The organism is Limobrevibacterium gyesilva (assembly GCF_025989185.1).
GTDB classification, from domain to species: domain Bacteria; phylum Pseudomonadota; class Alphaproteobacteria; order Acetobacterales; family Acetobacteraceae; genus Limobrevibacterium; species Limobrevibacterium gyesilva.
Genome location: NZ_JAPDNT010000001.1, coordinates 43646 through 58509, shown reverse-complemented (window position 1 = coordinate 58509; position 14864 = coordinate 43646). Strand labels below are relative to the sequence as shown.

The window sequence follows — 14864 nt, the reverse complement described above, 5'->3', positions numbered from 1 at the left end:
CGGGAAGAGCACCGATGGCACTGAAGCATTTCAATCCGGTCACGGCGAGCCTGCGCGGCACCATCCTGGTGGACCGCAGCGAGTTGTGGAAGGGCAAGCCGGTCAAGGGCCTCACCGAGGGCAAGCACTCCTCGGGCGGGCGCAACAACCACGGCCGCATCACCAGCCGCTTCCGCGGCGGTGGCCACAAGCAGACCTATCGCGTCGTCGACTTCAAGCGGCGCAAGTTCGATGTGCCGGGCGTGGTGGAGCGGCTGGAATACGACCCGAACCGCACCGCCTTCATCGCCCTGGTGAAGTACCGGGATGGCGAGCTGGCCTATATCCTGGCGCCGCAGCGCCTGCGCGCCGGCGACGCCGTGGTGGCTTCCCAGCGCGCCGACATAAAGCCGGGCAACGCCATGCCGCTCGCCGCGATCCCCGTTGGCACGATCGTGCACAATGTGGAGATGAAGCCGGGCGCCGGCGGCAAGATCGCCCGTGCGGCCGGACAGTATGCCCAGCTGGTCGGCAAGGATGCCGGCTATGCGCAGATCAAGCTGATGTCCGGCGAGCTGCGCATCGTGCGCGGCGAATGCATGGCGACGATCGGCGCGGTGTCCAATCCGGACAACGCCAACGTGCATATCGGCAAGGCCGGCCGCTCGCGCTGGCTGGGCCGCAAGCCGCATAACCGCGGCGTGGTGATGAACCCGGTCGACCATCCGCACGGCGGCGGCGAAGGCCGCACCTCCGGCGGCCGCCACCCGGTCACCCCGTGGGGCAAGCCGACCAAGGGTTACAAGACACGCGTGAACAAGCGGACGGATCGGTTGATCATCCGTCGCCGCAACAAGGGTAAGGGCTGACGCAATGGCTCGTTCCGTATGGAAGGGCCCGTTCGTTGACGGGTACCTGCTCAACAAGGCCGAAGCTTCCCGGTCGTCCGGTCGCAACGAGATCATCAAGATCTGGACGCGTCGCTCGACCATCCTGCCGCAGTTCGTCGGGCTGACGTTCGGCGTGTACAACGGCCACAAGTTCCTGCCGGTGCAGGTGACCGAGAACATGGTGGGGCACAAGTTCGGCGAGTTTTCGCCGACGCGCACCTTCACCGGCCACTCGGCCGACAAGAAGGCGAAGCGGGGCTGAGATGAGCAAGCCGAAGCACGAACGCAGCCTGGCAGAGACGGAAGCGCAGGCGGTCCTGCGCAACATCCGGGTCTCGCCGCGCAAGCTCAACCTGGTGGCGGGCCTGATCCGCAACCGTTCCGCCGCGGACGCGGTGGCGACGCTGACCTTCAGCAAGCGCCGCATCGCCCAGGACGTGAAGAAGGTGCTGGAGAGCGCGATCGCCAATGCCGAGAACAACCACCAGCTGGATGTCGACCGCCTGGTCGTCTCCCGCGCCGAGGTGGGCAAGTCGGTGGTGATGCGCCGGTTCCATGCGCGCGGCCGCGGTCGCGCGGCCCGCGTGGAAAAATGGTTCAGCCATCTGAAGATCGTGGTGGCCGAGCGGACGCAGGAAGCTGCGCCCGCCGAGACGGCGCAGGAGGCCGCATAACCGATGGGTCACAAAGTCAATCCGATCGGGCTGCGGCTCGGTATCAACCGCACCTGGGACAGCCGCTGGTTCGCTGCCAGCGACTACTCCAAGCTGCTGCATGACGACCTGAAGCTGCGTGCGCATCTGCGCAAGAAGCTGTCGGGCGCCGGCGTGTCGCGCGTGGTGATCGAGCGTCCGGCCAAGAAGCCGCGCGTGACGATCTATGCGGCGCGCCCCGGCGTGGTGATCGGCAAGAAGGGCCAGGATATCGAGAACCTGCGCAAGGATCTGGGCAAGATGGCCCGGTCCGAGGTGGCGCTGAACATCGTCGAGATCCGCAAGCCCGAGATCGACGCGACCCTGGTGGCCGAGAACATCGCCCAGCAGCTGGAGCGCCGGGTGGCCTTCCGTCGTGCCATGAAGCGCGCCGTGCAGTCGGCGATGCGCCTGGGCGCGCAGGGCATCCGCATCAATTGCGGCGGCCGCCTGGGTGGCGCGGAGATCGCCCGCGTGGAGTGGTACCGCGAGGGGCGCGTGCCCCTGCATACCCTGCGCGCGGACATCGATTTTGGCATGGCCACTGCGAAGACGACGTATGGCACCTGCGGCGTGAAGGTCTGGATCTTCAAGGGTGAGATCCTGGCGCATGACCCGCTGGCACAGGATCGCCGCGCCGCCGAGCAGGCGCCGCAGCGCTAAGGACAGAAGGCAATGCTCTCCCCCAAGCGCACGAAATACCGCAAGGCCCACAAGGGCCGGATCCACGGCGTCGCCAAAGGCGGCACCGCGCTGAACTTCGGCACGTTCGGCCTGAAGGCGATGGAACCCGAGCGGGTGACCGCTCGGCAGATCGAGGCCGCTCGCCGCGCCATCACCCGCGCCATGAAGCGCGCCGGCCGGGTGTGGATCCGCATCTTCCCCGACGTCCCGGTGTCGATCAAGCCGGCTGAGGTTCGCATGGGATCGGGCAAGGGCAGCCCGGAATACTGGGTGTGCCGGGTGAAGCCCGGGCGGATCATGTTCGAGATCGACGGCGTCGCGCCGGAGCTGGCGAAAGAAGCGCTCACGCTGGGCGCCGCCAAGCTGCCGATCAAGACCAAGTTCATCACCCGCATCGGAGACGCGTGAGATGGCGAAGGTGACGAAGGCGGCCGACGTGCGGGCCAAGACGGCGGACGAGCTGTCGACGATGCTGCTGGACCTGCGCAAGGAGCAGTTCAACCTGCGCTTTCAGCGTGCGACCGGGCAGACCGAGGGCGTGGGCCGTGTGCGCCAGGTGCGCCGCGACATTGCGCGGGTAAAGACCATTATGGCGGAGCAGACACGCTCCGCCACGAAGTCCTGAAGGGAGTAGGGCGATGCCGAGGCGCGTCCTGACGGGGCGGGTGACCAGCGACAAGATGGACAAGACCGTGACGGTGCTTGTCGATCGCCGCGTGATGCATCCGTTGTACAAGAAGTTCATTCGCCGGTCGAAGAACTACGCGGCGCACGACGAAGCCAACCTGTGCAAGGTCGGCGACACCGTGCGTATCGAGGAATGCCGGCCGATCAGCAAGCGCAAGACGTGGATGGTCGTCGAGCGCAACGGGCAGCCGCTCGTTGCGGCCGAAGCCGCCGCGGCGCAGGGCTGAGGAGGTTTAGATGATTTCAGTCGAGACCAACCTGGATGTCGCTGACAATTCTGGCGCGCGTCGGGTGCAGTGCATCAAGGTGCTGGGCGGCTCCAAGCGGAAGACCGCCTCGGTCGGCGATGTCATCGTCGTGTCCGTGAAGGACGCGATTCCCCGCGGCAAGGTGAAGAAGGGCGACGTGCACCAGGCGGTGATCGTTCGCACCAGCTTCCCGGTTCGTCGGCCCGATGGCAGCGCGATCCGCTTCGACCGCAACGCGGCCGTGCTGATCAACAAGCAGCAGGAGCCGATCGGCACCCGCATCTTCGGCCCGGTGGTGCGTGAGCTGCGTGCGAAGAAGTTCATGAAGATCATCAGCCTCGCGCCGGAGGTGCTGTAATGGCTGCGCGCATTCGTAAGGGCGACACGGTCGTCGTCATCAGCGGCACCGATCGCGGCAAGCGCGGCGAAGTGCTGCGCGTGCATCCGAAGGACGACCGCGCGGTGGTGCAGGGCGTGAACGTGGCCAAGCGGCACACCAAGCCGCGCGGCATGGCCCAGCCCGGCGGCATCGTGGAGGTCGAGGCGACCATCCACCTGTCCAACCTGATGCTGGTGGATCCGAAGACCGACAAGCCGACCCGCGTGGGTTTCCGCGTGCTGGAGGACGGCCGCAAGGTTCGCGTGGCCAAGGCCACCGGCAACGTGGTCGAGAGCTGAGGAGATCACGGTGAGCGAGACGCAGATGGAGGCACGCGAGATGCCTCGCATGCACAAGCGCTATCTCGAGGAAGTGCGGGCCGCGCTGCAGAAGGAGTTCGGCTACACGAACCCGATGCAGGTGCCCAAGCTCGAGAAGATCGTCATCAATATGGGCGTGGGCGAAGCCGCCGGCGACCAGAAGAAGCTCGACGCCGCTGTGGCCGAACTGACCCTGATCAGCGGCCAGAAGCCGGTGAAGACGGTGGCCAAGAAGGCGATCGCCGGCTTCAAGATCCGCAAGGGTCTGCCGATCGGCTGCAAGGTGACGCTGCGCAAGTCCCGGATGTACGAGTTCCTGGACCGCCTGGTGACGATCGCGCTGCCGCGCGTGCGTGATTTCCGCGGCATCCCGAGCAACAAGGGCTTCGACGGCCGCGGCAACTTCGCCATGGGTCTGAAGGAGCAGATCATCTTCCCGGAAATCGTCTACGACAAGGTGGACGCGATCCGTGGCATGGACATCGTTTTCGTGACCACCGCGAGGAACGATGCCGAGGCGAAGGCGCTGCTGAAGCAGTTCGATATTCCGTTCGCTAGCTAATCAGCTTAACGCGCCTTTTGGCGTATTTGGTTTGGAAAACCGCCGGTTGACGCCGGCAGGTTCCGGAGGGTGAGACAGGATGGCCAAGACTTCGGCGGTCAACCGTAACGCAAAGCGGGAACGCATGGCGGTGCGCGACAAGGGCAAGCGCGCGGCGCTGAAGGCGATCGTGATGGATCGCACGCTCCCGGTCGAGGATCGTTTCGACGCGACGATGAAGCTTGCGCAACTGCCGCGCAACGGGGCGAAGGTGCGCGTGCGCCTGCGCTGCGAGTTGACGGGGCGTGCCCGGGCGAACTACCGGAAGTTCAAGCTGTGCCGTATCGCGCTGCGCGATCTCGCCAGCTCGGGACAGATCCCGGGCATGGTCAAGTCGAGCTGGTAAGGGGGCACACACATGTCTATGTCAGATCCCCTGGGCGATATGCTCACACGTATCCGCAACGCGCAGCGTTCACGTCACGCCAATTGCGTGGCGCCGGCCTCGAAGTTGCGGGCGAACGTGCTGGATGCGCTGAAGCGCGAGGGCTTCATCCGCGGCTTCTCGGCCGAGGAAGTGAAACCCGGCATCAGCCAGTTGCGTATCGAGCTGAAGTACAACGAGGGTGAACCGGTGATCAAGGAGATCACCCGCGTGTCCAAGCCGGGCCGCCGGGTGTACTCGAAGATCAAGGAACTGCCGCGGGTCTATGCCGGCCTCGGTATCTCCATTCTCTCGACGCCGCGCGGCGTGCTGAGCGATGCCGAGGCCCGCGCCGCCAATGTTGGCGGCGAAGTCCTTTGCCGCGTGTTCTGAGGAGAGCCACAGGATGTCGCGCGTAGGCAAATATCCCATCGAGATCCCGGCCGGCGTGCAGGTCGCCCTGGCCGGCGACAAGCTGACCGTCAAGGGCAAGCTCGGCGAACTGTCTCTGATGCTGACGGGCCAGGTGGACACGAAGGTCGAAGGCAACAAGGTCGCCGTCGCTCCGCGTGGCAACTCCGCGCCCGCCCGGATGATGTGGGGCACCACGCGGGCGCTGGTCGCCAACATGGTGAAGGGCGTCTCCACCGGCTATGCGAAGACCATGGAGATCACCGGCACCGGCTATCGCGCCGCGGTGCAGGGCAGCAACCTGGTGATCAACCTCGGGTTCTCGCATGACGTGGTCTACCCGATCCCCGCGGGGATCAAGGTGACGTGTGAGAAGCCGACCTCGATCAAGATCGAGGGTGTGGACAAGCGGCTGGTCGGGCAGGTCTGCGCCGAGATCCGCGCTTGGCGTCCGCCTGAGCCCTACAAGGGCAAGGGCGTGAAGTTCGAGGGCGAAGCGATCCGCCGCAAGGAAGGCAAGAAGAAGTAATGAGCGAGAGCAAGGATCTGCAGCAGCGCCGGCGTACCCGCCTGCGCTTCCAGCTGCGGCGGAAGGCCGCGGGACGTCCGCGCCTGTCCGTGTTCCGTTCCGGCAAGCACATCTACGCCCAGGTCATCGACGACGCGCAGGGCCGCACCCTCGCCGCCGCTTCCAGCCTCGACCGCGCTCTGCGCGAGGCGTTGAAGACCGGCGCCGACAAGGATGCGGCGACGGCCGTCGGCAAGCTGGTGGCGGAGCGGGCGGTCGCCGTCGGCGTGACCCAGGTCGTGTTCGACCGCGGGTCGTATCTGTATCACGGCCGCGTCAAGGCGCTGGCTGACGCCGCCCGAGAGGGCGGCCTGGCCTTCTGAGGGGAAGCAGCATGGCACGTGAACCGAGGGAAGGCGGCCGCGGCGGTCGCGATCGCGACCGTGATGGCGGCGACGATCTGATCGACAAGCTGGTCACGATCAACCGCGTGGCCAAGGTGGTGAAGGGCGGCCGTCGTTTCGCCTTCGCCGCCCTGGTGGTGGTCGGCGACCAGAAGGGCCGCGTCGGCTACGGCGCCGGCAAGGCGCGCGAGGTGCCGGAGGCGATCCGCAAGGCCACCGATCGCGCCAAACGGGCGATGATCCGGGTGCCGATGAAGGAAGGCCGTACCCTGCACCACGATGTGGAGGGCAATTTCGGCGCCGGCCATGTGGTGCTGCGCAGCGCCACGGCGGGCACCGGCATCATCGCCGGCGGCCCGATGCGCGCGGTGTTCGAGACGCTGGGAATCGGCGACGTCGTGGCCAAGAGCCTCGGCAGCCGCAACCCGCACAACATGGTGAAGGCGACGTTCGACGCCCTGCAGCGCTGCGCCAGCCCGCGTTCGGTTGCGGCACGGCGTGGCAAGAAGGTCTCCGACCTGCTGGGCAAGCGCGACGCGCCGGCGGCGCAGGAGGGGGCTGATGCCTGAGGGTAAGAAGGTTCGCGTCACGCAGGTGGCCTCCGGGCTGGGACGCAAGCCCGGCCAACAGGCGACGCTGATCGGGCTCGGCCTGAACAAGATCCGTCGCACGCGCGAGCTGGAGGACACCCCTTCGGTGCGCGGCATGATCCGCAAGGTGGCCCATCTGGTGAAGGTGGAGGAACTGTCCTGACCGGCGGTCGGGACAGAGGGGAAGTTCGATGAAGCTGAACGATCTGCGCGACAATGCCGGCTCGCGCCTGAAGTCCAAGCGCCTCGGCCGTGGCATCGGCTCGGGCAAGGGCAAGACCTCCGGCAAGGGCGTGAAGGGCCAGAAGGCGCGTGAGGGCGTGGCCCTGAACGGCTTCGAAGGCGGCCAGCTGCCGATCTATCGGCGGCTGCCGAAGCGGGGCTTCACGAATCTCTTCCGCAAGGAATACGCCCCGGTGAACCTGGGCGCCCTGGCGAAGGCGATCGAAGCCGGCCGTATCGACGCCGCCCAGCCGATCACCGAGGACACGCTGCGTGCGGCCGGGCTGGTGCGCGGCGGCAAGGTGTCCGGCGTGCGGCTGCTGGCCATGGGCGAGCTGAGCCGTGCGGTCACCATCACGGTCTCCGGCGCGTCCGCGGCGGCGATCGCGGCGGTCCAGCAGGCCGGCGGCACCGTGACAACCACGGTGGCGGCGCGTGCCGAGGCCGCGCCCAAAGCCTGACACGCTCTCGCCGACACGCTGCCTCCCAGGGCGCTTTCGTCCAATGGGGCGGCAGAGTATGAAGTGCCAAGCGGCGCCCTCGGGATCCCCGTCGGCGCCGTTTGTGTTAGATGACCCCGCGCGTCATTGCGCGACTTAGGGATAGCAATATGGCCTCGGCAGCGGAACAGCTTGCGGCGAACCTGAATCTCGGCGTGCTCTCGAAGGCGACCGAGCTCAAGAAGCGCATCTGGTTCACGTTGGGGGCGCTGCTGGTCTATCGTATCGGCACCTACATCCCGGTGCCGGGCGTCGATGCGTCGGTGATGGGCGAGATGCTGCAGCAGCACGGCGGCGGCATCCTGGGCATGTTCGACATGTTCAGCGGCGGCGCGCTGGGGCGCATGACCGTCTTCGCGCTGAACATCATGCCGTACATCAGCGCCAGCATCATCATTCAGCTGATGTCCGCCGCCATTCCCTCGCTCGAGGCCCTGAAGAAGGAGGGCGAGAGCGGGCGCAAACGGCTGAACCAGTACACGCGCTACCTGACCGTGGTCATCGCCATGTTCCAGGCCTATGGCATCTCGATCGGCTTGCTGAGCATGCACGGCACGTTTGGCCCGGCGGTGATCATCTCGGACCACGTATTCTTCACCGTGTCCTGCGTGGTGTCACTGGTTGGCGGCACGCTGTTCCTGATGTGGCTGGGCGAGCAGATAACGGCGCGCGGCATCGGCAACGGCACCAGCCTGATCATCTTCGCGGGCATTGTCGCCAACTTGCCGGGGGCGTTGGCGACCCTGCTTGAGCTGGGCCGCACCGGCGCGCTGAGCCCCGTGTTCATCGTGGTCTTCATGGTGATCGCGGTGGCCGTGATCGCCTTCATCGTCTTCATCGAGCGGGCGCAGCGGCGCATCGTGGTGCAGTATCCGAAGCGCCAGGTGGGCCAGCGCATGTTCGGCGGCGACTCCACGCACATGCCGCTGAAGCTCAACACGCCCGGCGTGATTCCGCCGATCTTCGCGAGTTCCCTCCTGCTGATTCCAGCGACCGTCTCCGGCTTCGCGGGCCCCGGCGGCGACACCGGCATACTCGGCATCATCGGCAACGCGCTTGCCCATGGGCAGCCGCTGTACCTGCTGTCCTACGCGGCCATGATCATATTCTTCAGCTACTTCTACACCGCGGTCGTGTTCAACCCGCAGGAGACCGCCGATAACCTGAAGAAATACGGCGGCTTCATCCCGGGAATCCGTCCCGGCAACGCCACCGCCGAATATTTCGACTATGTCCTGACCCGGCTGACGACCGTGGGCGCCATCTATGTGGCCTTGGTCTGCCTGTTGCCGGAAGTGCTGATCAGCCATTACGGCGTGCCGTTCTATTTCGGCGGCACCAGCCTGATGATCATCGTTTCGGTCACCATGGACACGGTTACCCAAATCCAGTCTCATCTTCTCGCGCATCAGTACGAAGGACTGATCAAGAAGGCGCGCGTGAAGGGGAGGGGTCGTTGAATCTCATTCTGCTTGGACCGCCGGGCGCGGGAAAAGGGACTCAGGCGAAGCGGCTTCAGGATCGCTACGGCGTCGTCCAGATCTCGACCGGCGACATGCTGCGCGCCGAGGTTGCGGCAGGCAGCGAGATCGGGCGCGAGGCGAAGGCGGTCATGGAGGCCGGCCAACTGGTGTCCGACGACATCCTGATTCGCATGCTCGGCAACCGGATCGCGAAGCAGGATTGTGCCCGCGGCTTCATCCTCGACGGCTTCCCCCGCACGGTGCCGCAGGCCCAGGCGCTGGACCGGTTGCTGGCCGAAAAGCATCTTGAGCTGGATGTGGTCATCGAGTTGAGGGTCGATGACGCGGCCCTGGTCGAGCGCATCGCCGGCCGCTTCACCTGCGCCGCATGCGGCGCCGGCTATCACGACCAGTTCCACCCGACCAAGGCGCCCGGCGTCTGCGACATCTGCGGCAGCACCGAATTCTCGCGCCGAGCCGACGACAATCGCGACACCGTGGCGGCGCGGCTGGAGGCGTACCACAAGCAGACCGCCCCGATCCTGCCGTACTATGCAGCGCAGGGACGGCTGCGGACCGTGGACGGGATGGCCGATATCGACGAGGTCACGCGCCAGCTCGTTACCCTTCTGGACGGGCTTCGGAAGCGGTCAGTGGCTTGAGCATGATTTCCGGTGGGTACGGCGTCTGGTGCATAGCTGCCTCTTAACCGTTTCGGGATCACCGAGAGTTGATATGATCGCGTTGACTCCCGGAAATCCCGGCCTATAGTGCGCGCCCTCGGCGACCCCCCTGAGGGGGCCGCCGTCATGCAGTTTTCCCGAAGCCTCAAGGATTCCACACGGAATCGCGGGCGATCAGAGGGCCGGGTGCCTCAGTCCAACGGATGCGGGTGTCGGGCGGACCAGGGGCGATCCTGGTATTGAAGGAGTGAATGGGCGTGGCGCGTATTGCCGGCGTGAATATCCCGACCAACAAGCGGGTGACGATCAGTCTCCGCTACATCTTTGGCATCGGCCCGGCGAAGGCGCAGGAGATCTGCTCCATGCTCGCCATTCCCGATGACCGCCGGGTGAACCAGCTCTCCGACGAGGAGGTGCTGAAGCTCCGCGAGCTGATCGATCGTGACTACCGGGTCGAAGGCGACCTGCGGCGTGAAGTTGCGATGAACATCAAGCGGCTGATGGATCTCGGCTGCTATCGCGGCCTGCGCCATCGCCGTGGCCTGCCGGTCCGCGGCCAGCGCACCCACACCAATGCCCGTACCCGCAAGGGCAAGGCCGTTGCGATCGCCGGGAAGAAGAAGGTGACGAAGTAAGGCGCGGGGGCGCGTTTTCTTCGCGAACCGGCGCCCCGCCGCCTCCGTCTTTCTTGAACTCCGTCGCGGCCGTTGCCGGCTGTGGCGCATTGTTGGACAGGACCGTATTCCATGGCGAAGCCCGCCGCCTCCTCGCGCCCCCGCAAAAAGGAGCGCAAGAACATCACGTCCGGCGTTGCCCATGTCGCCGCGACGTTCAATAACACCATGATCACCATCACCGACGCGCAGGGCAATGCCATTGCCTGGTCGTCGGCCGGCAGCCAGGGCTTCAAGGGCAGCCGCAAGTCCACGCCCTATGCCGCCCAGGTCGCCGCCGAAGACGCCGGCAAGAAGGCCCGCGAGCACGGCATGGAGACGCTGGAGATCGAGGTGAGTGGGCCGGGGTCCGGGCGGGAGAGCGCGCTGCGCGCGCTGCAGGCCGTGGGCTTCAACATCACCACGATCCGCGACATGACCCCCGTTCCCCATAATGGATGCCGCCCGCGCAAGCGGCGGCGCGTGTGATCACATGAGGCTGAGTGTGGTCTTACAGAAGAACTGGCAGTCCCTGATCAAGCCCGAGAAGCTCGAAGTCGAGCCGGGGTCCGATCCGTCCCGCACCGCCACGGTCATCGCCGAGCCGCTGGAGCGTGGCTTTGGCATGACGCTTGGCAATGCCATCCGCCGCATCCTGCTGTCGTCGCTGCAAGGTGCTGCCGTGACCGCCGTGCAGATCGACGGCGTCCTGCATGAGTTCAGCAGCATTCCCGGCGTCCGTGAGGACGTGACCGACATCGTGCTGAACGTCAAGCAGCTGGCGCTGCGCATGCACGGCGACGGCCCGAAGCGCATGGTGCTGACGGCCACCGGCCCTGGCGAAGTGCGTGCCGGCCAGATCCAGGCCGGCCACGACATCGAGGTGATGAACCCCGACCTGGTGATCTGCACGCTCGACGAGGGCGTGAAGCTGGGCATGGAGTTCACGGTGAACATGGGCAAGGGCTACGTGCCCGCGTCCGCCAACCGCCCCGAAGATGCGCCCATCGGCCTGATCCCGGTCGACGCCATCTACTCGCCGGTGCGCCGCGTGTCGTACAAGGTCGAGCCGACCCGCGTGGGCCAGGTGACCGACTACGACAAGCTGCTGCTGGCGGTCGAGACCAACGGCGCGGTGTCGCCTGAGGATGCGGTGGCCCTGGCCGCCCGCATCCTGCAGGACCAGCTGCAGCTGTTCATCAACTTCGACGAGCCGCAGCAGGTCCGCCCGGAGGAGCCGCAGGACGACCTGCCGTTCAACCGCAACCTGCTGCGCAAGGTGGACGAGCTGGAGCTGTCGGTCCGCAGCGCCAACTGCCTGAAGAACGACAACATCGTCTATATCGGCGACCTCGTTCAGAAGAGCGAGCAGGAGATGCTGCGGACGCCGAATTTCGGCCGCAAGTCGCTGAACGAGATCAAGGAGGTGCTCGCCTCCATGGGCCTGTCGCTCGGCATGACCGTGTCCGGCTGGCCGCCTGAGAATGTCGAGGATCTGGCGAAGCGGCTCGAAGAGCCGTTCTGATCGCCGGCCTCGCCGGCTTTGCGTCGCCGCGCGGCGGCGCCACTTTGGGTTGCCGCGCCGCGGCGCGAGAGGAGTCTAGACGATGCGTCACGGAGTTGCCGGGCGGAAGCTCGGCGTAACCACCAGCCACCGCTTCGCCATGTTCCGCAACATGGCGCACGCGCTGATCAAGCACGAGCAGATCACCACCACGCTGCCCAAGGCCAAGGAATTGCGCCCGGTGGCGGAGAAGCTGATCACGTTGGGCAAGCGGGGCGGCCTGCATGCCCGCCGCCAAGCCTATGCCGAGCTCCGCGACGACGTGATCGTGGCGAAGCTGTTCGGCGCCCTGGCCGATCGCTACAAGGACCGCAAGGGTGGCTATACCCGCGTGCTCAAGGCCGGCACGCGCTACGGCGATGCCGCCAGCATGGCGGTGATCGAACTGGTGGACCGCGACCCATCCGCCAAGGGGCAGGACAGCGGCCCGAAGCCCGAAGTCGCCACGGATTCCGAGAGCGAGTGAAGCGCCCGCTTCGTCACGCGCCTCGACGTGCTGAGCATGGACCGGTCCTTGGGCCGGTCTTATGTTTTTGGGCCATGGGACCGGCACCGACCGTGATGTTCCGAGATGTCGCAATTCTCCCGGGAGCAGGGGGCTGACGCCATGGCGCGTGCCCCTTCGGCGGCCGACGAACTGTTTGCCGCCGCCACGCCCAAGCCTTTGGCCGACCGGCTGCGGCCGCGCACGCTCGCCGAGATCGTGGGCCAGGATCATCTGGCGGGCTCGGCCGGTACGCTGACCCGCATGCTCGACCGTGGCTCGCTGGCCTCGCTCATCCTGTGGGGCCCGCCAGGGGTCGGCAAGACGACCATCGCCCGCCTGCTGGCCGATCGCGCCGGGCTGCATTTCGTTCAGCTCTCCGCCGTGTTTTCCGGTGTCGCCGACCTGAAGCGCGCTTTCGAGGAGGCGCAGAAACGCCGCCGCGCCGGCCAGGGCACGTTGCTGTTCGTCGACGAGATCCACCGCTTCAACCGGGCCCAGCAGGACGGCTTCCTGCCGGTGGTGGAGGATGGGACCATCGTGCTGGTGGGGGCCACCACCGAGAATCCGTCCTTCGCCCTCAACGGCGCGCTGCTGTCGCGCTGCCAGGTGCTGGTGCTGCGCCGGCTCGACGACGCGGCGCTGGAGTTGCTGCTGGTGCGTGCCGAGGCCGAATTCGGCCGCAAGCTGCCGCTGCAGGACGACGCCCGCGCCAGCCTGCGCGCCATGGCTGACGGCGACGGCCGCTACCTGCTGAACATGGCCGAGCAGCTTTTCGCCTTGCCGGAGGATACGGCGCCGTTGGAGGCCGCGGGCCTGGCCGAGCTTTTGGCAAGGCGGGCGGCGCTCTACGACAAGGACCGCGAGGAGCACTACAACCTGATCTCCGCGCTGCACAAGGCGCTGCGGGGGTCGGATGCCGACGCGGCGCTGTATTGGTATGCCCGCATGCTCGTGGGCGGCGAGGATCCGCGCTACATCGCCCGCCGCCTGGTTCGTTTCGCGTCCGAGGATGTCGGCATGGCCGATCCGCAGGCGCTGCCGCAGGCACTGGCGGCGTGGGAGGCGTATGAGCGCCTCGGCAGCCCGGAAGGCGAGCTGGCGATCGCCCAGGCGGTTGTCTATCTCGGCACCGCACCCAAATCCAACGCTCTGTACACGGCGATCGGCGACGCGCAGCGGGCGGCCCGGTCCACCGGCAGCCTGATGCCGCCGGCGCATATCCTGAACGCGCCGACCAAGCTGATGAAGCAGCTCGGCTACGGCGCCGGCTATGCCTACGACCACGAAGCCGAGGATGGCTTCTCCGGCCAGAACTACTTCCCGGAAGGGATGGACCGGCAGGCCTTCTACCGCCCGCGCGAGCGGGGGTTCGAACGCGAGATCGCCAAGCGCCTGGCGTATTGGGCGAAGCTGCGCGAGGAGAGAGGCGCATGAGCGTCACGACGCATCCGGTCAGCCTGCGCAAAGTGACCGACGACGAGGCCGATATCCGCCTGGACCGCTGGTTCCGCCGGCATTTCCCCGCGATCACGCAAGGGGCGATCCAGAAGCTGTGCCGCACCGGCCAGGTGCGCGTGGACGGCAAGCGCGCCGACGCGGCCACACGCCTGCTGCCCGGTCAGGCCGTCCGCATTCCACCGCTGCCCACCACCGCCGCCGTGGCCAAACCGGTGCAGGCGCTGGACCCACGCGAACAGAAAGACCTGGAGCGCATGGTCCTGTACCGCGACGACCATGTGATCGTGCTGGACAAGCCGCAGGGCCTGCCGACCCAGGGTGGGCCTGGCATCACCCGCCACCTCGACGGCATGCTCGATGGCCTGCGCTTCGGCTCGGAGCATCGGCCGCGGCTGGTGCACCGGCTGGACCGGGAAACCTCCGGCGTGCTGGTGGTGGCGCGCACCCCTGGCGTGGCCGCGAAGCTCGCCGCCGCGTTCCGCGGCCGCACGGTGGAGAAGACCTACTGGGCCGTGGTGGTCGGCCGCCCGGTGCCGCCCGAAGGCCGCATCGCGCTCGACATGGTGCGCACCGACGGCTTCCGCGGCGAACGCGCCGCCGTTGCCGGTCCCTACGACACGGACACCGCCCATTCCATCACCGATTTCCGCACCCTCGACCATGCCGGCCGCAAGCTCGCCTGGCTGGAGCTGAGTCCGCTCACCGGGCGCACCCACCAGCTGCGCGTGCATTGCGCCGCCATCGGCGCACCGATCCTTGGCGACCTGCCGTACGGCACCGAGCGCGAGGGGCGCAACACCGCCCTGGTGGACGGCTTGTCCGAGCAACTGCACCTGCATGCCCGCCGCATTTCCTTGCCGCATCCGGCCGGTGGCCGCCTGACGGTGGAAGCCGAGTTGCCGCCGCACATGGCCGAAACCTTCCGCACGCTGGGCTTTTCTGTCCCCGCGGCCCGGCCCGCGGTGCGACGATGACGCATGATCCCACCCGCGCACGTGCCATCCCGGTGACGCGGTGCGCCACGCCGCGCTAGTCTCGCGGGAGCAACGGGAAAGACCATGATGCTGCCGAGAAAGC

General features: G+C 66.9%; 25 protein-coding genes. All 25 read left to right on the top strand.

The genetic code is table 11. The features are described from left to right. Window positions 1-14 precede the first annotated feature (14 nt). The 25 genes from rplB (at window position 15) to OL599_RS00210 (ending at window position 14761) form a co-directional block, all read left to right on the top strand. Complete coding sequence (rplB, locus tag OL599_RS00330) at window positions 15-848, top strand: 50S ribosomal protein L2 (RefSeq protein WP_264711594.1); 834 nt, start codon at window positions 15-17, stop codon at window positions 846-848. A gap of 4 nt (window positions 849-852) precedes the next feature. Then, window positions 853-1131 carry a 30S ribosomal protein S19 gene (gene rpsS / locus OL599_RS00325; RefSeq protein WP_264711593.1) on the top strand — a complete coding sequence of 93 codons (279 nt, stop codon included), beginning with the start codon at window positions 853-855 and terminating at the stop codon, window positions 1129-1131. 1 nt (window position 1132) lies between these two features. Then, entirely contained in the window at window positions 1133-1543 is a 411-nt protein-coding gene (gene rplV, locus OL599_RS00320; protein WP_264711592.1) for a 50S ribosomal protein L22, read from the top strand. A 3-nt stretch (window positions 1544-1546) separates the two neighbouring features. Next, window positions 1547-2224 (top strand): 30S ribosomal protein S3, encoded by a 678-nt coding sequence (gene rpsC, locus OL599_RS00315; RefSeq protein ID WP_264711591.1) that lies wholly within the window; start codon window positions 1547-1549, stop codon window positions 2222-2224. 12 nt (window positions 2225-2236) lie between these two features. Continuing rightward, a complete protein-coding gene (gene rplP, locus OL599_RS00310) occupies window positions 2237-2653 on the top strand; it encodes a 50S ribosomal protein L16 (RefSeq protein WP_264711590.1) in 417 nt (138 codons plus the stop codon). Window positions 2654-2663: 10 nt separating this feature from the next. Then, on the top strand, window positions 2664-2870 hold the full coding sequence (gene rpmC, locus OL599_RS00305; RefSeq protein ID WP_347403182.1) for a 50S ribosomal protein L29: 207 nt from the start codon (window positions 2664-2666) through the stop codon (window positions 2868-2870). A gap of 13 nt (window positions 2871-2883) precedes the next feature. Next, complete coding sequence (rpsQ, locus tag OL599_RS00300) at window positions 2884-3159, top strand: 30S ribosomal protein S17 (protein WP_264711588.1); 276 nt, start codon at window positions 2884-2886, stop codon at window positions 3157-3159. Between the two features lie 10 nt (window positions 3160-3169). Continuing rightward, window positions 3170-3538, top strand: coding sequence for a 50S ribosomal protein L14 (gene rplN / locus OL599_RS00295; RefSeq protein ID WP_264711587.1), 369 nt, complete (start codon window positions 3170-3172; stop codon window positions 3536-3538). Continuing rightward, window positions 3538-3858: a 50S ribosomal protein L24 gene (gene rplX / locus OL599_RS00290; protein ID WP_264711586.1), complete on the top strand. Its 321-nt coding sequence runs from the start codon at window positions 3538-3540 to the stop codon at window positions 3856-3858. Before rplN ends, rplX begins: the two co-directional genes overlap by 1 nt. A 40-nt stretch (window positions 3859-3898) precedes the next feature. Further along, window positions 3899-4441, top strand: a complete 543-nt coding sequence (gene rplE, locus OL599_RS00285; RefSeq protein WP_264712304.1) for a 50S ribosomal protein L5 — start codon at window positions 3899-3901, stop codon at window positions 4439-4441. A gap of 79 nt (window positions 4442-4520) precedes the next feature. After that, the gene (gene rpsN, locus OL599_RS00280; RefSeq protein ID WP_264711585.1) at window positions 4521-4826 is read left to right on the top strand and encodes a 30S ribosomal protein S14; all 306 of its coding nucleotides are present in this window, start codon (window positions 4521-4523) and stop codon (window positions 4824-4826) included. Window positions 4827-4838: 12 nt separating this feature from the next. After that, complete coding sequence (rpsH, locus tag OL599_RS00275; protein WP_264711584.1) at window positions 4839-5237, top strand: 30S ribosomal protein S8; 399 nt, start codon at window positions 4839-4841, stop codon at window positions 5235-5237. A gap of 13 nt (window positions 5238-5250) precedes the next feature. Then, complete coding sequence (rplF, locus tag OL599_RS00270) at window positions 5251-5784, top strand: 50S ribosomal protein L6 (RefSeq protein WP_264711583.1); 534 nt, start codon at window positions 5251-5253, stop codon at window positions 5782-5784. Then, window positions 5784-6146 (top strand): 50S ribosomal protein L18, encoded by a 363-nt coding sequence (gene rplR / locus OL599_RS00265; RefSeq protein WP_264711582.1) that lies wholly within the window; start codon window positions 5784-5786, stop codon window positions 6144-6146. The genes rplF and rplR overlap by 1 nt, the downstream gene beginning before the upstream one ends. An 11-nt stretch (window positions 6147-6157) precedes the next feature. Further along, entirely contained in the window at window positions 6158-6736 is a 579-nt protein-coding gene (rpsE, locus tag OL599_RS00260; RefSeq protein ID WP_264711581.1) for a 30S ribosomal protein S5, read from the top strand. Continuing rightward, the gene (gene rpmD / locus OL599_RS00255) at window positions 6729-6920 is read left to right on the top strand and encodes a 50S ribosomal protein L30 (protein ID WP_264711580.1); all 192 of its coding nucleotides are present in this window, start codon (window positions 6729-6731) and stop codon (window positions 6918-6920) included. The genes rpsE and rpmD overlap by 8 nt, the downstream gene beginning before the upstream one ends. Before the next feature lie 28 nt (window positions 6921-6948). After that, complete coding sequence (gene rplO, locus OL599_RS00250; RefSeq protein ID WP_264711579.1) at window positions 6949-7440, top strand: 50S ribosomal protein L15; 492 nt, start codon at window positions 6949-6951, stop codon at window positions 7438-7440. Window positions 7441-7589: 149 nt separating this feature from the next. Further along, window positions 7590-8939: a preprotein translocase subunit SecY gene (gene secY / locus OL599_RS00245; protein WP_264711578.1), complete on the top strand. Its 1350-nt coding sequence runs from the start codon at window positions 7590-7592 to the stop codon at window positions 8937-8939. Further along, window positions 8936-9604: an adenylate kinase gene (locus OL599_RS00240; protein ID WP_264711577.1), complete on the top strand. Its 669-nt coding sequence runs from the start codon at window positions 8936-8938 to the stop codon at window positions 9602-9604. Before secY ends, OL599_RS00240 begins: the two co-directional genes overlap by 4 nt. 278 nt (window positions 9605-9882) lie before the next feature. After that, window positions 9883-10260, top strand: a complete 378-nt coding sequence (gene rpsM, locus OL599_RS00235; protein ID WP_264711576.1) for a 30S ribosomal protein S13 — start codon at window positions 9883-9885, stop codon at window positions 10258-10260. Window positions 10261-10371: 111 nt separating this feature from the next. Next, entirely contained in the window at window positions 10372-10767 is a 396-nt protein-coding gene (gene rpsK / locus OL599_RS00230; RefSeq protein ID WP_264711575.1) for a 30S ribosomal protein S11, read from the top strand. Window positions 10768-10783: 16 nt separating this feature from the next. Next, the gene (locus OL599_RS00225; RefSeq protein ID WP_264711574.1) at window positions 10784-11803 is read left to right on the top strand and encodes a DNA-directed RNA polymerase subunit alpha; all 1020 of its coding nucleotides are present in this window, start codon (window positions 10784-10786) and stop codon (window positions 11801-11803) included. 82 nt (window positions 11804-11885) lie between these two features. Beyond that, on the top strand, window positions 11886-12308 hold the full coding sequence (gene rplQ, locus OL599_RS00220; protein ID WP_264711573.1) for a 50S ribosomal protein L17: 423 nt from the start codon (window positions 11886-11888) through the stop codon (window positions 12306-12308). Window positions 12309-12449: 141 nt separating this feature from the next. After that, window positions 12450-13763, top strand: coding sequence for a replication-associated recombination protein A (locus tag OL599_RS00215; protein WP_264711572.1), 1314 nt, complete (start codon window positions 12450-12452; stop codon window positions 13761-13763). After that, the gene (locus tag OL599_RS00210; RefSeq protein ID WP_264711571.1) at window positions 13760-14761 is read left to right on the top strand and encodes an RluA family pseudouridine synthase; all 1002 of its coding nucleotides are present in this window, start codon (window positions 13760-13762) and stop codon (window positions 14759-14761) included. Before OL599_RS00215 ends, OL599_RS00210 begins: the two co-directional genes overlap by 4 nt. The last annotated feature ends 103 nt before the right edge of the window (window positions 14762-14864 follow it).